The organism is Vibrio sp. N418, from assembly GCF_000222565.1.
GTDB classification, from domain to species: domain Bacteria; phylum Pseudomonadota; class Gammaproteobacteria; order Enterobacterales; family Vibrionaceae; genus Vibrio; species Vibrio scophthalmi.
In genome coordinates this window covers 40,540-58,826 of the sequence record NZ_AFWD01000089.1, presented here as the reverse complement: position 1 = coordinate 58,826, position 18,287 = coordinate 40,540, and the positions used below count along the sequence as shown (strand labels likewise).

18 protein-coding genes are annotated in these 18,287 nt (G+C 44.3%); 13 read left to right on the top strand and 5 right to left on the bottom strand.

The features are described from left to right. Window positions 1–276: 276 nt before the first annotated feature. Entirely contained in the window at window positions 277–2,334 is a 2,058-nt protein-coding gene (gene metG, locus RH86_RS17990; RefSeq protein WP_005593883.1) for a methionine--tRNA ligase, read from the bottom strand. Between the two features lie 158 nt (window positions 2,335–2,492). Here metG and apbC point away from each other — a divergent pair, with 158 nt between their 5' ends. The 3 genes from apbC to RH86_RS17975 all read left to right on the top strand — a co-directional run bounded on the left by apbC (window position 2,493) and on the right by RH86_RS17975 (window position 6,754). Further along, window positions 2,493–3,566 carry an iron-sulfur cluster carrier protein ApbC gene (apbC, locus tag RH86_RS17985; RefSeq protein ID WP_005593884.1) on the top strand — a complete coding sequence of 358 codons (1,074 nt, stop codon included), beginning with the start codon at window positions 2,493–2,495 and terminating at the stop codon, window positions 3,564–3,566. Between the two features lie 244 nt (window positions 3,567–3,810). After that, window positions 3,811–4,452, top strand: a complete 642-nt coding sequence (gene udk, locus RH86_RS17980; RefSeq protein ID WP_005593888.1) for a uridine kinase — start codon at window positions 3,811–3,813, stop codon at window positions 4,450–4,452. 172 nt (window positions 4,453–4,624) lie between these two features. Next, window positions 4,625–6,754, top strand: coding sequence for an AsmA family protein (locus RH86_RS17975; RefSeq protein WP_009387860.1), 2,130 nt, complete (start codon window positions 4,625–4,627; stop codon window positions 6,752–6,754). 166 nt (window positions 6,755–6,920) lie between these two features. On the opposite strand, the gene RH86_RS17970 is transcribed toward RH86_RS17975, so the two are convergent. After that, window positions 6,921–7,907 (bottom strand): DUF6929 family protein, encoded by a 987-nt coding sequence (locus RH86_RS17970; RefSeq protein WP_009387859.1) that lies wholly within the window; start codon window positions 7,905–7,907, stop codon window positions 6,921–6,923. Window positions 7,908–8,190: 283 nt separating this feature from the next. Beyond that, window positions 8,191–8,796 carry a cob(I)yrinic acid a,c-diamide adenosyltransferase gene (gene cobO / locus RH86_RS17965; RefSeq protein ID WP_009387858.1) on the bottom strand — a complete coding sequence of 202 codons (606 nt, stop codon included), beginning with the start codon at window positions 8,794–8,796 and terminating at the stop codon, window positions 8,191–8,193. 541 nt (window positions 8,797–9,337) lie between these two features. Here cobO and RH86_RS17960 point away from each other — a divergent pair. The 10 genes from RH86_RS17960 (at window position 9,338) to RH86_RS17915 (ending at window position 16,850) form a co-directional block, all read left to right on the top strand. After that, window positions 9,338–9,754, top strand: coding sequence for a hypothetical protein (locus RH86_RS17960; protein ID WP_009387857.1), 417 nt, complete (start codon window positions 9,338–9,340; stop codon window positions 9,752–9,754). After that, complete coding sequence (gene atpB / locus RH86_RS17955; protein WP_009387856.1) at window positions 9,755–10,525, top strand: F0F1 ATP synthase subunit A; 771 nt, start codon at window positions 9,755–9,757, stop codon at window positions 10,523–10,525. It abuts the gene before it with no gap. A gap of 39 nt (window positions 10,526–10,564) precedes the next feature. Beyond that, window positions 10,565–10,816: a F0F1 ATP synthase subunit C gene (atpE, locus tag RH86_RS17950; protein ID WP_406734049.1), complete on the top strand. Its 252-nt coding sequence runs from the start codon at window positions 10,565–10,567 to the stop codon at window positions 10,814–10,816. Between the two features lie 51 nt (window positions 10,817–10,867). Further along, a complete protein-coding gene (locus tag RH86_RS17945; protein ID WP_009387855.1) occupies window positions 10,868–11,338 on the top strand; it encodes a F0F1 ATP synthase subunit B in 471 nt (156 codons plus the stop codon). Window positions 11,339–11,355: 17 nt separating this feature from the next. After that, entirely contained in the window at window positions 11,356–11,904 is a 549-nt protein-coding gene (locus tag RH86_RS17940; protein WP_009387854.1) for a F0F1 ATP synthase subunit delta, read from the top strand. Between the two features lie 12 nt (window positions 11,905–11,916). Continuing rightward, window positions 11,917–13,458 carry a F0F1 ATP synthase subunit alpha gene (gene atpA, locus RH86_RS17935; RefSeq protein ID WP_009387853.1) on the top strand — a complete coding sequence of 514 codons (1,542 nt, stop codon included), beginning with the start codon at window positions 11,917–11,919 and terminating at the stop codon, window positions 13,456–13,458. Between the two features lie 37 nt (window positions 13,459–13,495). Beyond that, entirely contained in the window at window positions 13,496–14,362 is an 867-nt protein-coding gene (gene atpG, locus RH86_RS17930) for a F0F1 ATP synthase subunit gamma (protein ID WP_009387852.1), read from the top strand. A 20-nt stretch (window positions 14,363–14,382) separates the two neighbouring features. After that, entirely contained in the window at window positions 14,383–15,768 is a 1,386-nt protein-coding gene (gene atpD / locus RH86_RS17925) for a F0F1 ATP synthase subunit beta (protein WP_009387851.1), read from the top strand. Between the two features lie 16 nt (window positions 15,769–15,784). Further along, window positions 15,785–16,231, top strand: coding sequence for a F0F1 ATP synthase subunit epsilon (locus RH86_RS17920; RefSeq protein WP_009387850.1), 447 nt, complete (start codon window positions 15,785–15,787; stop codon window positions 16,229–16,231). Window positions 16,232–16,403: 172 nt separating this feature from the next. Beyond that, the gene (locus tag RH86_RS17915; protein WP_009387849.1) at window positions 16,404–16,850 is read left to right on the top strand and encodes a low molecular weight protein-tyrosine-phosphatase; all 447 of its coding nucleotides are present in this window, start codon (window positions 16,404–16,406) and stop codon (window positions 16,848–16,850) included. Window positions 16,851–16,875: 25 nt separating this feature from the next. Here RH86_RS17915 and RH86_RS17910 read toward each other — a convergent pair whose 3' ends face one another. Both RH86_RS17910 and RH86_RS17905 read right to left on the bottom strand, forming a co-directional pair. Further along, window positions 16,876–17,538, bottom strand: a complete 663-nt coding sequence (locus tag RH86_RS17910; protein WP_009387848.1) for an SDR family oxidoreductase — start codon at window positions 17,536–17,538, stop codon at window positions 16,876–16,878. A 186-nt stretch (window positions 17,539–17,724) separates the two neighbouring features. After that, entirely contained in the window at window positions 17,725–18,228 is a 504-nt protein-coding gene (locus tag RH86_RS17905; protein ID WP_009387846.1) for a VC2046/SO_2500 family protein, read from the bottom strand. Window positions 18,229–18,287: the final 59 nt, after the last annotated feature.

Here is an 18,287-nt window from a genome sequence, read left to right as displayed (position 1 = left end):
GGAAGAATTGAGAAAAAGAGAGGTGAGAGAAAGAGCAGGGAAGAAGCGAGAATAAGAGAGATGAGAATCGAGAGTAAGAGCAGGGAAGAAGCGAGAATAAGAGAGGGGAGAATCGAGAGCAAGAGCTAGGAAGAATTGAGAAAAAGAGAGGTGAGAGAAAGAGAAAAGAAGAAGTGAGAGTTGAGATTTAAGAGGCGAGAGAAAGGGCTAAGAAGGAGTGAGATAGAGCTAAAAAAAATCCCCGCCGGAGCGAGGATTTTAAACGGGATGTCGTAATTACATTACGCGCATGCCAGGTTGAGCGCCTTCGTGCGGTTCAAGAATCCAAAGCTCACTGCCACCAGGGCCTGCTGCTAGGATCATACCTTCAGACATACCAAACTTCATCTTACGAGGTTTTAGGTTAGCGACCATAACAGTCAGCTTGCCTTCTAGCTCTTCAGGTGTGTACGCAGATTTGATACCAGAGAATACTTGACGCGTTTCGCCGCCAATATCCAATTGGAACTTCAATAGCTTGTCTGCTTTAGGCACCGCTTCACATGAGATGATGCGTGCTACGCGAATATCCACTTTAGCAAAATCGTCAAATTCGATTTCGTCGACGATAGGATCTTTGCTTAGCTCTGTTTCACCTGCTGATTTTGCCGCTTCTGCTTGCTCTTTCGCTGCCATTTCTGCTGCAGCATCTTCTTTTGATGCTTCGATCATCGCTTCGATGTTCTTAGGATCGATGCGGTTAAATAGCGCTTTAAACTTAGTCACTTCGTGATCCGTTAGCGGTTGAGCGATACCTTCCCAAGTCAGTTCTTCATTTAGGAACGCTTCAGTACGCGCTGCAAGTTCAGGCATTACTGGTTTTAGGTAAGCGATCAGAACGCGGAACAAGTTGATACCAACAGAACAGATCTCTTGTAGTTCTTGATCTTTGCCTTCTTCCTTCGCCACAACCCAAGGGGCTTTTTCATCCACGTATTGGTTTGCTTTGTCAGCTAGCGCGGTGATTTCACGGATTGCACGACCAAACTCGCGTGTTTCGTAAAGTTGACCGATGCGCTCTGCCGCTGCAACGAATTCGTTGTATAGCTCAGGTTCAGCAAAGTTTGCCGATAGCTTGCCTTCAAAACGTTTCGCGATGAAGCCTGCATTACGAGACGCTAGGTTAACAATCTTGTTGACGACGTCTGCGTTAACACGTTGAGTGAAGTCTTCAAGGTTAAGGTCTAGATCGTCAATACGGCTGTTTAGCTTCGCTGCGTAGTAGTAACGTAGACACTCTGGATCTAGGTGCTGAAGGTAAGTGCTTGCTTTAACAAACGTACCTTTCGACTTAGACATTTTCGCGCCGTTTACGGTTACGTAGCCGTGTACAAATACGTTGTTAGGCTTACGGAAACCAGAGCCTTCTAGCATTGCAGGCCAGAATAGGCTGTGGAAGTAAACAATGTCTTTACCGATGAAGTGGTAAAGCTCTGTGGTACTGTCTTTTTTCCAGTACTCATCGAAATCCAGACCGTCAGTTTTATCACATAGGTTCTTAAATGAAGCCATGTAACCAACCGGTGCATCTAGCCATACGTAGAAGAATTTGTTCTTCTCGCCTGGGATTTCAAAACCGAAGTACGGTGCATCACGTGAGATATCCCACTGTTGCAGACCTGATTCAAACCACTCTTGCATCTTGTTTGCGGTTTCAGTTTGTAGCGAACCAGAGCGAGTCCACTCTTGCAGCATGCTTTCAAACTGAGGCAGATCGAAGAAGAAGTGCTCAGAGTCTTTCATGATTGGTGTTGCGCCAGAAACGGCTGATTTCGGGTTAATCAGTTCCGTTGGGCTATATGTCTCACCACAAGCGTCACAGTTGTCGCCGTATTGGTCTTCTGACTTACATTTCGGACAAGTGCCTTTTACGAAACGGTCAGGAAGAAACATCTCTTTTTCTGGGTCAAACAGCTGAGAAATGGTACGGCTAGAAATAAAACCGTTTTTCTTCAGTTCAAGATAGATGTGAGAAGCCAACTCGCGGTTCTCTTCAGAGTGCGTGCTGTGGTAGTTGTCAAAGCTAATATCGAAACCAGCGAAGTCTTTTTGGTGCTCTTCGCTTACTGCTGCGATCATTTCTTCTGGCGAGATACCCATCTGTTGAGCTTTAAGCATGATTGGCGTGCCGTGAGCGTCGTCAGCACAGATGAAATTTACAGTGTTGCCACGTAGGCGTTGGTAACGAACCCAGATGTCAGCTTGAATGTGCTCAAGCATGTGACCTAGGTGGATCGAACCGTTAGCGTACGGAAGGGCGCAAGTTACCAGCAATTTTCTTGGATCGTTTGCCATACTTAATATTCGCTTATCTCGATAGGTATAAAAATTTGATGGATAATACTAACTCATGAAACCTCTAACTCCAAGGTGTCAGCGAATCGATTACCCTAGTTTTTTTGGGGTTCTGTAGCGCTTTACTCGGTGGTACGATGAAGTGATAAGGAGGGCCTATGCGCCAATTTACTTCAAAGCAAGATTTCTGTGATTGGTTGAACGAGTTTCGTCACCCAAATTTAACCCCTGGCTGGGCTGATGAGCCTAATTTAGTCAAGGTTGATCCTAATGGTTTTTTCGCCATCCAAATTCCTTACGCGGCCAATGATCTTGCCACTGCGATGCAGTGTTGGATTGAACATCAAGTTCGTACCGAGCAAGTGAGCCCATTTGAGTTTCAAATTAGTATTGCGCCGAAAGCGTTGCACACTCAGGTAACCACAGCGGTTAAAGGGGTGAAAAACATCATCGCGGTTAGTTCTGGTAAAGGTGGTGTGGGTAAATCAACCACTTCGGTCAACTTAGCCTTAGCGATCGCCCAATCGGGCGCGAAAGTGGGTTTGTTGGATGCCGACATCTATGGTCCATCAGTGCCGATCATGCTTGGCCAAGTGGAAGCAAAACCTGAGGTACGTGATAACAAATGGATGCAGCCGATCGCAGCGCATGGCATTTATACTCATTCGATTGGCTATTTAGTCTCTCAATCGGATGCGGCGATCTGGCGTGGACCAATGGCTTCAAAAGCCTTGGCGCAATTGATCAATGAAACCGAGTGGCCAAATCTCGATTATTTGGTGATTGATATGCCGCCGGGCACCGGTGATATCCAACTAACCTTGTCACAACAAATTCCGGTGACAGGTGCGGTGATCGTGACCACGCCGCAAGATCTTGCCTTAGCCGATGCCCGCAAAGGGGCTGCGATGTTTGATAAAATCGAAGTGCCAGTGATCGGTTTAGTAGAAAATATGAGTTACCACATCTGTAGCCATTGTGGCGAAAAAGAGCACATCTTTGGTTCGGGTGGCGCAGAGAAAATGTCAGCGGAATACGGTTTGGATATTTTGGCGCAAATTCCGCTGCATATTCACGTGCGTGAAGATCTTGATAATGGTGTTCCGACCGTGGTTGCAAGACCAGACTCTGAGCATACGGAACAGTACATGGCGTTGGCTGAATCGGTTTGTGCACGGATGTTTTGGCGTGGCGAAGTGAAGCCGGAAGCGATTGATATCACCTTGTTATAACGTCGATTTCATATAAGGAGTGGGCAGTTTCAAGCCAACTATAGCTAATTTTATACTGGTTAAACGTTTGCGTTGGTTTTGCTTATTCCTTTTTTGCTTTATCGTGAGAATAAAACTATTCCCTGCTGGAATCTCGGCAGGGTTCTCCCTATAATCAGGCGGTTTAATTAGGCACTGCTAACCATTCCATGCCACACTTTTAGCAGGCCACAGATCACCAATCAATTCATCGGGTGCAAGAATAATGTCTGATAATAATCAATGTGTCATCGTCGGTATTGCTGGCGCTTCTGCTTCAGGTAAAAGCCTAATCGCAAGCACTATTTATAATGAACTTCGTGAGAAGGTAGGCGATCATCAAATTGGTGTGATTACGGAAGATTGCTATTACAACGATCAGACTCATTTGAGCATGGAAGATCGTGTAAAAACCAACTATGACCACCCGAATGCGCTAGATCACAATCTATTGTGTGACCACCTAGAGAAACTGATCAAAGGTGAAGCGGTTGAAGTGCCAGAGTATAGCTACACAGAACATACTCGTATGACCAATACCACCACTATGACACCGAAAAAAGTGATCATTTTAGAAGGTATTTTACTGTTGACGGATCCACGCTTACGTAAGCTAATGCATGCGACCGTATTCATGGATACCCCTCTGGATATCTGCCTACTTCGTCGTGTTAAGCGTGATGTAGAAGAGCGCGGCCGTACGATGGAATCCGTACTAAAGCAGTACCAAGCAACAGTTCGTCCAATGTTTATGCAATTCATTGAACCTTCTAAGCAACACGCGGACATCATTGTTCCTCGTGGTGGTAAAAACCGTATTGCTATCGATGTACTAAAAGCTCACATTGCTAAATTGTTGAAATCTTAACAATACTCTCGCAATAGAGACTTTATTAATTTTTAGATAAGTGGCACTTTAAGTGTCACTTTTTTTTTGCCGCAAGTCAGCGCTGATTAGCGTAAACCTCGCCGTGAAGGGTTATACTTGCCGTAATCCCTGTTTATTTTTGGCCTTTGGCTGTGAAGTAAGGACACTGCTGATGAAAAAGCTTGCGTTAATAATCGCTATTCCTGTTGTAGCAATACTTGCGGTAGTACTCGCATTGGTATTGCTGGTTAACCCTAATCAATTTAAACCTCTTATCGTCGAACAAGCTAAGCAACAAACCGGCTTAGATTTAGTTATCGATGGTGATATTAGTTGGAAATTCTTCCCATCTGTTGGCTTTACGCTAGGCCAAACCGCGCTGAAAAACCCGCAAGGTTTTACTCAGCCTAACTTGTTTAAGGTTGAGCAAGTAGGTGTGGATGTTTCGGTTATGCCGCTCTTTAGCCAGCAGCTGGACATCGGTGAAATCACCTTAGATGGGGCTGAGTTCTACCTTGAAACTCGCAAAGATGGTGTTAAAAATATTGATGCGTTGAGCCAAAATCAAGCATCAGCGCAGCAAGAACCCGCGAATCAAGAAAGCAGTAGCAATGAAACTGCGCCAGCAGCATCTCCAGCGAGTGATTGGAGCATCAGCTTAGCGGGTGTGGCGATCACGAATGCTCTGCTGGATATTCAAGATCAGCAAACAGGTAGCCACACCAAGCTATATGATGTGTCATTGACCTTATCAGAGTTTGCATTTGATCAGTGGAGTAAAGCCGATTTTGCTGCCAAAGGTGAAACTAACCAACAAAAATTCACCGCGCAAGGCACCGCTGAACTGAATTTGGCCAAAGGTTTTAGCCAATACGCTCTGCGTAATATCGCCTTTGATGCGAGTTACAATGATGCCAATAATCAAATTGATGAAGCGAAAATCGAATTGGCGACTTTCGAGTTTGATAAAGCGAACGCGTTGAAATATTCAGTGAAAGGCACGGCGGCAGAGTTAGGTTTAAACCTGAAAGGTAACGCTCAGCTCAGTGTGGATAAAGCGCTATCAAAAGTAGTGATGAATCAGTGGGTGCTAGATGCTAACTTTGAAGGTGCCAGCCTACCGCAATCACCAATGAAAGTGGATATGCTGTCGGATCTCTCGTTTGATCTGACTAAAAACCATCTTAGTTTCATTCTTGAAAAGCTGACAGCAAACGCACTGCAATTTGACGGTAAGCTTGATGTCACGTTAACAGACATCCCTAAGATTGTGTTCAATCTGCATAGTCCAGATATCGATGTTGACGCGTTTTTAGGCCAGGGTAGCAGCGAGAAAACCGTCGCTAACTCTGAATCCGGCAGTAAGCCTGCGGCAGAAAAATCTTCTACACCAGCGGCGGCAACCACAGAGCAAGAGCCTGATCTCTCTGCGCTGAAATCACTGGATGTGACTGGTGCGATCACCATTGATAAATTCAAAGCTGCCAATGCCAAAATGCAGAATGTAACGGCGAAATTTAGTGTGAATCGCGGAGTCGCTAAGCTGACGTCATTTAATTCCAATCTCTATGATGGTTCAATTAAAGCCACCGCAACGTTAGATGCGCGCAAATCACCTGCGAGCTATTCTGCCAAATCATTCATCACAGGTGTTAAGGTGCAACCGCTGCTTATTGATGTCGCAGACAATGATAAGTTAGAAGGTACGGGTAACATCGATGTTGATGTCCGTGGTCGCAGTTTAACGCCGAGCGGCATTAAGCAGAATCTTGTCGGTACGGTAAAAATCAACTTTGCTGATGGCGCCGTGAATGGCTTGAACGTGGCACAATTGATTCGTGAAAACTACGCGAAATTCAAAGGCCAATCGCTTGAAGGCCAAGATGTGGCTAAGAAAACCGACTTTAGTGCCATGACCGCAACATTGACACTTAATAAAGGCGTGGTGAAGACGGATAACCTACATGCGCAGTCACCACTACTCCGTGTTCGTGGTGCAGGTAGTGCCAATTACATCAAAGAGACGGTTGATTTTACCATCAGCACTTCAATTGTGGGTTCGTTAGAAGGCCAGGGTGGTAAAGATATCGATGAGCTAAAAGATCTCACTATCCCAGTAAACGTTTCTGGTTCTTGGTCTAAGCCTAAATTTAAGTTGGTGTTTGATGACGTGCTGAAGCAAAAAGCCGAAAAAGAGATTAATCGTGGTTTAGAGAAGCTTGATGAAAAATTGGGCGATAAAATCAAAGATGAAAAGACTAAAGAAGCGGTGAATAGCTTGATCAAAGGCTTGTTCAATTAAGGTTCTATTGGGTCATTAAACTGCTTAGATAGAAATAAAAATCCCCATCACGCTCAATAGAGTTTGGTGGGGATTTTTGTTCCTGAGGTTAATCACTATCCATCAACATCGTTACTTAGTCATCACCTTGGCCGTCAACGAGCCGTTCTAGCGATCAGGTTGTAGGTTACTTTGTTAGTGTAAAATTGAAGAACTCACTGGTGCCATCATCGTTATCGCTGGCGACTACACCGCTGACGGCTGTATCACTTTGTTGAGTAAAGGCGACAGATTCTAGTTTAGTAATCAGGCGCTTATTGCCCTCCATCAGAGGGATCAAGTTCTGGCTAAGATCGACGGTCTTACTCGTACTGAGTTCATCAAGTTCAATCAGGCCGACATAGCTACCTAGGATCTCGCCATCGTTATAGGCATCACCTGTTGCTTCAATCGACGCGGTTAGCACGAGGCTTTCAGTTTCTTCCCAATATGCCGCACCAGAAAGACCGGCTTCAAAGCCTTCGACGACAGGTAGATTGACATGATAGGCCTTAATGTCATTCACCTGATCGACGGCGCCGGCAAGATACTCTTGGAATGTTTCCAAATCCAATTCAAAAATCACATTAGAGCCACCGTTACCACGGTTAATGATAAAGGCAGAATCATCAGATGTGGCTAAGCCTTCCACGTTGATCTCTTGCTCTGCACTGTAACCCGCTGCGACACGAAGATTTTTATAGAGCGGTTTTAGTGAACGCTCAATCTTTAGTTGTTTGTCTTGGCTAATGACAAATGCCCATTCACGCACGTCTAATTTACTGCCTGAACCGAGCATGACGAATGACGGTTTGCCACTGACTTCAATGTTGTCGAGCGCTTCGAAATCCGGCTTTACTTTTTTGACGATGCGACCATTCTCACGCACAGGGTATTCTTTGATCAGATCTTTTTCGACAATGGTAAATTCAGGGCTTAGCTGATAAAGCCAAGGTGAATCATCACCAACGGCGAAGATCTTTTTATCAACCACAACGACGCCGGAAGCCGAAGGTAAGTCGTTGTTCAGCGTACGGTTAGAAAACTCGAGCGTGGTCTCTTGAGCGACGGCTAACGATGAGAATGCACCTGAAAAAAGGGCCCCAATGCAAAGCGTTAAGAGTGTGTGCTTCATCTGTTTATTTCCTTATATGTAACAAATTGCAAGTTACGCTAGCACAGATGTTTAGCTTAATGGGGGGGAAGTCGGTCAAAAAGCGGTGAAGTTTGAGTCTGATTCCAGCGCTGGGGAAACAAATGTTGAAAAAGACTATTTACAGCATTATCTGAATTGAAATGCGTCGAAAAGTTCATTATGTTATTGTTTATTAACATAAATAACAGCAGCTAGCTAAGTGGGTGCCAGCTGACTGTTGGATGGTTTGAGTGTTAAAAAGAACGTAGAGTGATGAAATGGTCTACCAATCGACCCCTTTTAGCGCTTTCACACCCGATTCGAATGCGTGCTTGACGTTCTTAACTTCAGAGACAGTATCGGCCATTTCGATTAGGCTACGGTGTGCGCCGCGACCTGTGATGATCACCGATTGCATTTTAGGACGGTTGTTAAGGGCTTCGATGACCTCATCTAATTCCACATAACCATAACTGACCATATAAGTCAGTTCGTCAAACAAAATCACATCAAGATGTTCATCTTGCAACATGCGTTTGCACTCTTGCCAAACGACTTGCGCGGCATCGATATCCGCTTGTTTGTTTTGCGTTTCCCAAGTAAAACCGGTCGCCATAACTTGAAATTCAACACCCAACTTTTCAAGTAAGTTACGCTCGCCGTTATCCCAAGTTCCTTTGATAAATTGGGCGACAGCGCAATTTAAACCGTGGCCGACTGCGCGCGCTATGGTACCAAAGCCTGATGTTGATTTACCTTTACCGTTACCAGTGATGATAAGCAGCAAGCCTTTCTCTTCAGTGGCGGCAGCGACACGCGCATCAACCTCTTGTTTTACTTTTTGTTGTCTGGCTTTATGGCGGGCTTGTTTGGTCTCTTCAACTGACATGGGAATTCCTTTCTATGCATTGGTTTGGCTACATCATAGAGCAATGCGGTGTGCAGAAAAACTGATATCTAACCTTCAACACTAAGTAACTGAGGGTAAAAACGTCATCTTTTCTAGCCTTAAATCACTTCCATTTATCCTATTTATCCAATTAATCAGCGTATTTATGCAGTGGAAAGTAACTTTTAAATAATGAAACAAGCAAAAATTTGACGAGTTAGCATCAATACTTGACTAGAAATGTGCGAGATTATCGGTGTTAACTGAGTGAATTATCATCAACATAAGCATTCACTTTCCTTCTAATGTGTTGAAAAATAAAACTAAATTATTTCCCCTGTGTGTTTTTTGGTCGTTAATGGCCATTGTTTACCAATTATTATCCGCTCAGAAATGGAATGATAAAGCTCGATTTTTGCAATTTCCATATTTATAAATTAGGAGTAGTTTATTTTCCGCAACAGGAAGGCACTGCGAATAATTATATTCATTGATTCTTTTTATCGTTAGATAGAATAGAGCGAGACTAAAAGGTATAACTATGAAAGAAAGTACTGCTAGTAAAGATATATTATTGGCGATGAGGAAAATAATGTTATGCCAATTGACCTTCGGTCTTTTTGCAGTTGCATTTGAGGTATTATCTTCATTTCATAGAGAGTTAAATATTGAATCGGCGTTGATTGGTGTTTTCTTAGCAATTATTCCAGGTATGTTTGGGATGTTTGTGGCTAGCCGTAAAGTAAAATACAGACCTAATGTTGATTTAAAAGATTTAATGCAATTAAGCGGAAGTGTAAAACTAGTCTATACGGTAATTTCGTTTGCACTCGTTTTCCATTTTTTCAAAATGCGAAATGTCGTGATATTAATCAGCTATGCCATTACGTTCCTCGGTTACTTTGTTGCGCCACTTCTATATAAACAAGTACTCGATGATGATGCTAAGGAGGCGTAGGTGGAGAGTGTACAGACTGCTCATGAGTATATTGAACATCATCTGACATTTCTGACCAAGGGGACGGGTTTTTGGGCATTAAACATGGACTCAATGTTCATGGTTTGGATTCTTGGCTTTCTTTTTATTGGGATATTTAGATACGCGGTATCAAAGGGTACTCGTGGTGTTCCGGGGCGTTTGCAATGCTTCGTTGAAGTTGTGTTTGAGTTTGTAAACAACTTGGTGGGTGAAATCTTCCAATCAAAAGATAAGTTAATTGGTCCAATGGCACTCACCATTTTTGTTTGGGTGCTGTTGATGAATGCGATTGATTTAATCCCAGTTGATTTTGTTCCAGCTCTTGCTCGTTGGCTTGGTTTTGATCATTTCAGAGATCTGCCTTCGGCGGATGTGAATGTTTCAATGTCGATGGCCTTAGGTGTATTTTTCTTAGTGATTTTTTATACGCTTAAAGCAAAAGGTCTAGTTGGTTTTATTAAAGAGTTAACCACTCAACCATTTCAACATCCGTTGTTATATCCAGTGAACTTTATTCTGGAACTCGTAACGTTAATTTCTAAACCGATTTCTCTTGGTTTACGATTATTTGGCAATATGTATGCGGGTGAAATGATATTTATCTTAATTGCATTGATGCCATGGTGGATGCAATGGGCGCTAAGTGTTCCTTGGGCTCTATTTCATATATTAATTGTTTGTCTGCAGGCATTTATATTTATGGTTCTAACTGTTGTTTATCTAGCGATGGCTGTTGAAGAACATCATTAATATTTAAATTTATTTTCTAGTTTTAAATTATATACAAATATATCGGAGTTATTTATGGATATGGTAAGTGCAGTTCTTTACGTTGCTGGTGCACTATTAATTGGTTTAGGTGCAGCAGGTGCTGCTTCCGGTATCGGTAACCTAGCAGGTAAATATCTTGAAGGTGTTGCTCGTCAACCTGATTTAACCCCAATGCTACGTACACAGTTCTTTATCATGATGGGTTTGGTGGATGCGGTACCAATGATCGGTGTTGGTATTGGTCTATATATCATCTTCGCGGTCGCGTAATTGTCCTTAACCAGATCAAAACTAAGTACTGTCTGTTAATTAGGGGGCAAGATGAACTTAAACGCAACAATGCTTGGTCAAGCAATATCCTTTGCGATTTTTGTTTGGCTTTGCATGAAGTATGTATGGCCACCACTTGTCAAATTGCTGGATGAACGCCAGCAAGAGATCGCACAAGGCTTACGCAATACTGAAGATGCCGCGCAAGCGCTCGCGTTGACTCAAGCAAATTGCGAGCAAATGCTCGATCAAGCGAAAAAAGACGTCAATAAGCTGATAGAGCAAGGGCAAAAACGTCGTGCACAAATTATTGAAGAATCAGTAAAAGAAGCTGAAGAAGAGAAAGCACGCATTGTCGCTCAAGGTGATGTTGAGGTTGAAGCTGAACGTAATCGTCTTCGCCAAGAGCTTAAAGCTGAAATGGCAGATCTTGTCATTCAAAGTGCACAAAAGCTGATCAACAAAAATCTGGATACGGCATCAAACCGTGATCTTGTTGATCAGATGATTAAGCAAATTTAACGCAATAGGGAAGCAACATGTCAGATATTCAAACCATTGCTTACCCATATGCCAAAGCGGCTTTTGATTTTGCAAAAGAAAGTGACGCACTTGACGAATGGATGGTTGGGTTAAACCTCGTCACCAATGTGATGGCGCAGCCAAGTTTACGCCCTCAAGTGAAAGCTTTAGAGCAGGGAGGAAAATCTGAAGCAGATAACTTCTTGCACTTACTGTTCTCGATATGCGATGGATTTATTGATCTACATATTCAGAACTTGCTTAAGCTGATGGCAGAAAATCAGCGTTTAGTCGTCATGCGTAGTGTTGCTGATCTTTTTACTCAATTGAAAGATGACAACGATTTACGCCTTGATGTGACGGTGTCTACCTCAGAGCCTTTAGATGATGAGCAGCATGAAGAACTGCTGCAAGCTCTTGAGAAGAAGTTTGATCGTCATATCAACCTGACGAGCAAGATCGATAGAAGTCTTATCGGTGGCATGGTAGTTCAAGCCGGCGAGTTGGTGATTGATGGTTCATTGCAGACCTCAATTCAACGTTTAGCAACCAATTTGCACGTGTAGTAGGTATTTAATATGCAACTAAACTCAACAGAAATTAGTGATCTAATTAGACAACGTATTGAAACGTTTGACATTAGTACACAAGCACGTAATGAAGGCACCATCGTGTCGATTTGCGACGGTATCATTACCATCAATGGCCTTGTTGATGTGATGCAAGGTGAAATGATCGAGCTGCCGGGTAATCGTTACGCATTAGCTCTTAACCTTGAGCGTCACTCCGTTGGTGCGGTTGTGATGGGACCTTACGCAGACCTTAGCGAAGGTATGAAAGTCACAGGTACTGGCCGTATTTTGGAAGTCCCTGTCGGCACAGAACTTTTAGGTCGAGTGGTTAATACACTTGGTCAGCCAATTGATGGCTTGGGTGAAATCAACGCGAAGCAATACAATTCCGTTGAAATCATTGCCCCGGGTGTAATCGACCGTAAATCGGTAGATACACCAATTCAAACTGGCTACAAAGCCGTAGACTCCATGGTGCCAATTGGCCGTGGTCAGCGCGAGTTGATCATCGGTGACCGTCAAACCGGTAAAACAGCGATGGCGATTGATGCCATCATTAACCAAAAAGATTCTGGCGTAAAAGCCATCTACGTTGCGATTGGCCAGAAAGCCTCAACCATTGCAAATGTGGTGCGTAAGCTGGCAGAACACGGTGCGCTGGAAAACACGATTGTCGTCGTGGCATCAGCATCAGAATCAGCGGCGCTACAATACTTGGCTCCTTATGCGGGTTGTACCATGGGCGAATACTTCCGTGACCGTGGTGAAGATGCGCTGATTGTTTATGATGACTTGTCAAAACAAGCGGTCGCTTACCGTCAAATTTCTTTGCTACTAAAACGCCCGCCGGGTCGTGAAGCATTCCCTGGTGATGTTTTCTACCTTCACTCACGTCTACTAGAACGGGCAGCTCGTGTAAACGAAGCGTATGTTGAGCGTTTTACCAATGGTGAAGTCAAAGGTAAGAGCGGTTCGCTCACTGCATTGCCCATTATTGAAACGCAAGCTGGTGACGTATCTGCATTTGTCCCAACCAACGTAATCTCGATTACTGATGGTCAGATTTTCTTGCAAACTCAGTTGTTTAACTCTGGCCTGCGTCCTGCGGTTGACCCTGGTATTTCAGTCTCTCGTGTCGGTGGTGCCGCGCAAACCAAGATCATCAAAAAACTGTCTGGTGGTATTCGTACTGCATTAGCTCAATACCGTGAATTGGCTGCGTTTGCTCAGTTCTCTTCTGATTTGGATGACGCAACTCGTCGTCAAATTGATCATGGTGAGCGAGTGACTGAGTTGATGAAGCAAAAGCAATACGCACCAATGTCAGTCGCTGAGCAAGCAACGGTTATCTTTGCGGCTGAGCGCGGTTTCCTCAATGGTGTTGAATTGGCAAAAGTAGGCGCATTTGAAGAAGGATTGATCGCTTATGCGAAATCTAACTTCTCTGCGTTGATGGCAGAAATCAATGCCACTGGCGATTTCAACCAACCAATCGAAGCCGAGCTTACCAAGCTATTAGAAGAGTTTGTTGCATTGCAATCTTGGTAATTGCGTCATCCTTGAATAGATAAGAGCGGAGCTTTTTATGGCAAATACAAAAGAGATTCGCACGAAGATCGCCAGTATTAACAGTACGCAAAAGATCACCAGTGCGATGCAAATGGTAGCCGCCAGCAAAATGCGTAAGGTGCAGGAGAACATGGAAAAGACTCGCCCTTACGCAGCAGGTATGCGTCGAGTGATCAGCCATGTATCGGCTGGGACGCTTGAATACAGTCATCCATTTCTGATGGAACGAGAAGTGAAGCGTGTCGCTTATATCATCATCTCATCAGACCGTGGTCTATGTGGTGGTTTGAATATTAACTTATTCAAGAGAGTGCTCAGTGAGATGCAGCAATGGCGCGCAAAGGGCGTTGATGTGGATACCACATTGATTGGCTCAAAAGCGATCAGTTTTTTTCACGGTGTGACTCATGTAGTGGCTCAAACTTCAGGGCTGGGTGACCAACCAAAATTGGAAGATTTACTCGGTACCGTACAAGCGATGCTTGAACACTATAAACAAGGTGAAATTGATCGCTTGTATATTGCGTTTAATGAGTTTGAGAACACCATTGTTCAAGCTCCGACAATCAAGCAGCTATTGCCTTATCCGAAAGACGATTTGGATAGTGATGCGAAGAAAAAATCGCGTTGGGATTATATCTACGAACAAGATCCGCGAGTGATCTTAGATGAGCTAATTCAACGTTATATCGAGTCTCAAGTGTACCAAGGTACAGTGGAAAATGTCGCGTGCGAACAAGCATCTCGTATGGTTGCGATGAAGGCGGCAACCGACAATGCAGGCCAACTGATCGACGATCTGCGTTTGGTGTACAACAAAGCCAGACAAGCGGCCATCACTCAAGAATTGAGTGAAATCGTATCCGGCGCGCAAGCGGTATAAAGAACATTCCGAGGTTAATAATGAGTATCGGCAAAATTGTAAAAATCATCGGCGCTGTCGTTGACGTAGAATTTGAACATAATACCGGCCCACGTGTGTATGATGCGTTGCGTTTAGTGGATGAAGAGTTTTCATCACTGGTATTAGAAGTACAACAACAACTGGGTGGTGGCATCGTACGCTGCATAGTAATGGGTTCATCAGACGGCCTGCGCCGTGGTCTTGCGGTACGCGCAACTGGCGAGCCAATCACTGTGCCCGTGGGCGAAGAAACCCTTGGTCGTATTATGAATGTATTGGGTGAACCAATCGATGAGTGTGGTCCAATTGGTGAAAAACTCAGTTATGGTATTCACCGCCCAGCACCAAGCTATGAAGAGCAAGCGAATAGCACTGATCTATTAGAAACTGGCGTAAAAGTTATCGACCTTGTATGTCCTTTTGCCAAAGGCGGTAAAATTGGTCTGTTTGGTGGTGCCGGTGTTGGTAAAACTGTCAACATGATGGAGTTGATCAATAACATTGCGAAAGCTCACTCTGGGTTATCGGTTTTCACTGGTGTTGGTGAACGTACCCGTGAAGGTAACGATTTCTACTTTGAGATGAAAGAAGCCGGTGTTCTGGATAAAGTGGCGATGGTTTACGGCCAAATGAACGAGCCACCGGGTAACCGTCTACGCGTTGCACTAACAGGCCTAACCATGGCTGAACGCTTTCGTGATGAAGGCCGTGACGTGCTGCTGTTTATCGATAATATTTATCGTTATACCCTTGCAGGGACAGAAGTATCCGCGCTGTTAGGTCGTATGCCGTCAGCGGTTGGCTACCAGCCAACGTTGGCTGAAGAAATGGGTGTGCTTCAAGAGCGTATCACCTCTACTCGCTCAGGTTCGATTACCTCGATTCAAGCGGTATATGTACCAGCGGATGACTTAACGGATCCATCACCAGCAACGACTTTCGCGCACTTAGATGCGACCGTGGTGTTGTCTCGTAACATTGCAGCGCTTGGTTTATACCCTGCGATTGACCCACTGGACTCAACATCACGTCAATTGGATCCATTAATTGTTGGTCAAGAGCATTACGAAGTCGCACAAAATGTACAGATGACACTGCAACGTTATAAAGAGCTGAAAGACATCATCGCGATATTGGGTATGGATGAGCTATCAGAAGAAGATAAACAACTGGTGTCACGCGCACGTAAAGTAGAGCGTTTCCTTACTCAGCCTTACCATGTAGCCGAAGTATTTACTGGACAAAAAGGTGTCTTTGTTCCGCTTAAAGATACCATAGCAGGCTTTAAAGGCTTGTTATCAGGTCAATACGATGACATTCCAGAACAAGCCTTCTTGTACTGTGGTTCAATTGATGAAGTGCTAGAGAAAGCCAAAAAACTATAACGGCTAAGGAGTACATATGGCGATAGCAGTAAGTGAGAATACCTTTGAGCTTCAAATTGTCAGTGCTGAAGGTACGATCTTTTCTGGTCCTGCTCATGCCTTAGCGATTTCTGGTGCCAGTGGTGAGTTAGGGATTCGTCCTGGTCACTCACCACTGATCAGTAACGTTAAACCGGGTATTGCCAGTTTTGTGACTGAACTTAAGCAAGAGCCAACCATCTTGTATATTTCAGGCGGAATGCTTGAAGTGCAACCAGATACGGTGATGGTGCTGGCGGATACAGCGCTGCATGGCAGGGATATTGATCAAGCTCGTGCTGAAGGTGCCCGCCAAATGGCATTAGACAACATTAACCACTCTCAAGTGGGGAGTGTGAGCTTTGAGCAAGCACAGTTGGAACTGAGCAAAGCCTTGGCTCAATTACGAGCAGTAGAATTGGTAGGGCGCTTTAAGCGCCACTAAACAGTCACATCAAGCTTATAAAAAGGATTGAGTACAAACTCAATCCTTTTTTTATCGCAAACAACACTTATCTTCACTTTCCGCTAAAGGACATTTGTGCTGATGGCTTATCTCGCTATGATAAAGACAGGTCAGAGAAATGGCATGAAAGAATAACGGTAAGGAACCCAAGATGAAGAAAATACTGGTGGTTTGCATGGGCAATATTTGTCGCTCACCCACAGGTGAAGCTGTGTTACGCGCTAAAGCGAAGCAACTTGGCTTAGAAGTAGAAATCGACTCTGCTGGCACAATTGGCTATCACCAAGGCAACCTTCCTGATGCGCGCTCAAGAGAAGCGGGCGAGCGCCGTGGTTACTCATTTAAAGGGATTCGCTCGAGACAAGTTGAAGTGGCTGATTTCGCGTATTTTGATCTTATTTTAGCCGCGGATCGTGCCAATATTAACGACCTAAACGAAATTTGTCCTGAGCCATACCAAGACAAAATTAAGCTCTATCTAAGTTATGGGCAATCTGAACATCAAGAGATTCCCGATCCCTATTATGGCGGAGAGCAGGGCTTTGAGTTGGTGCTCGACCTGCTGGAAGAAGCGGCCGAGCAAATACTGCAACAGTAATGAGTTAGTTTATTGATTTTGGCGATTAGGCGGCCACGACTCGGCCGCTGAAATAATCATTGGCAACGATATATTCGGTATTTCTGATCACTTCATCTTGTACTTCTGCCCAGTGCTGACCATTTTTTTCGCTGCAAGGAACGACCCCACCAACTCGAATATTGAATGGAGTTAATTCTTTCGCCCAGCTCTGGGTAAACCCCGCCACCATAGAGGAAGCGTTATCAAACCCGGTGATAGCCTTGTTCTCAGTATGGCCAATAACATTCACAATCACGCCATTTTTTTTCTCATTCCGCATACGCTCTGCTGTGGCTTGACCAAAGCTAAATAGGGTATTGGCCATCATGGCAAGATGCTGTGAAAACACGTGGCTCGCCCCTTGGTCAAAAATGTCCGGCATCGCTTCGGCTGTGAAACTGTTGATCAATACATCGGGCGATGAGTTCAGGGTGCTGTCCATGAAGTTGAACAGTTGGTGGATAGATTGAATCGAATGATCGTCTAACGGGTACTGATGAACATTGTCGGTTACGCCACGACAACGTTGATAAGTTTCGTTGAGTAGACGTTTATCCGTATCACACACAACCACCGTTGCGCCAAGTGATGAAAAGTGTCCCGCTAAGGTGCTGCCAGTTTGTGATCCTGCGGTTGTCACTAATATCACCGCGCTTCCTATATTCATAAACAAACATCTCCATATAAATTGGACGAAAATTCTGTTCACAAAGAATGGTAGATAAAATGTTATTTAGATGTGAATAAGGTCAAATAAGTTGTGCATATATTTCATTGAGTGTTCATAATTTGCGTTTATTCACATTCTGTTACCGTGTTTCAGTATGTGTCACTTATTTGAGAATTATATGGCTTAAGCCTGAGCCTGAATTTGATAGGTACGCTGAGCCGTGACCAGCTGATTATATAAATCAAAGGGCATCAGCTTTTTCGCCGCCTTACTGCCGAGTTGGCTCTGCTGGTGAACGGAAAGGTTATGGTAAACCTCTTCGGGGAGATCGTGAGTTTGTTCCGGCCGATAAACCAGCACTTCCGGCACCAGATAGTGCGCCAACTTTGCACTGGCTAAACCACCATGGTGGAACTGGTGTGCCTGTTGGGCTGAGATCTGGTAAGAACTTTGATCGGACCTGAGTTGTTGCGGTGCTTGCAGATCGAAGCGTTGCCGTAAAGAGGCATCGGTAATTTCAGTGGTGTCAATTTGTTCGACTGGCGTGTTATCACGCACATCGTTAGAGAACATTGAGACCAGTAATGCAAAGTCGGCACGACGCCCTTCATGGACAGCGTGGTTAATACCACGGCTGAAATGAAGCTCGCTGATGGTGCTGATGTTATTAATGGTTTCGACTGGCATTTTGTTCCTCTCTGCTCAGTTAAATTAACGGCGAGAGAGCGAGAAACTTTAAGTAATTT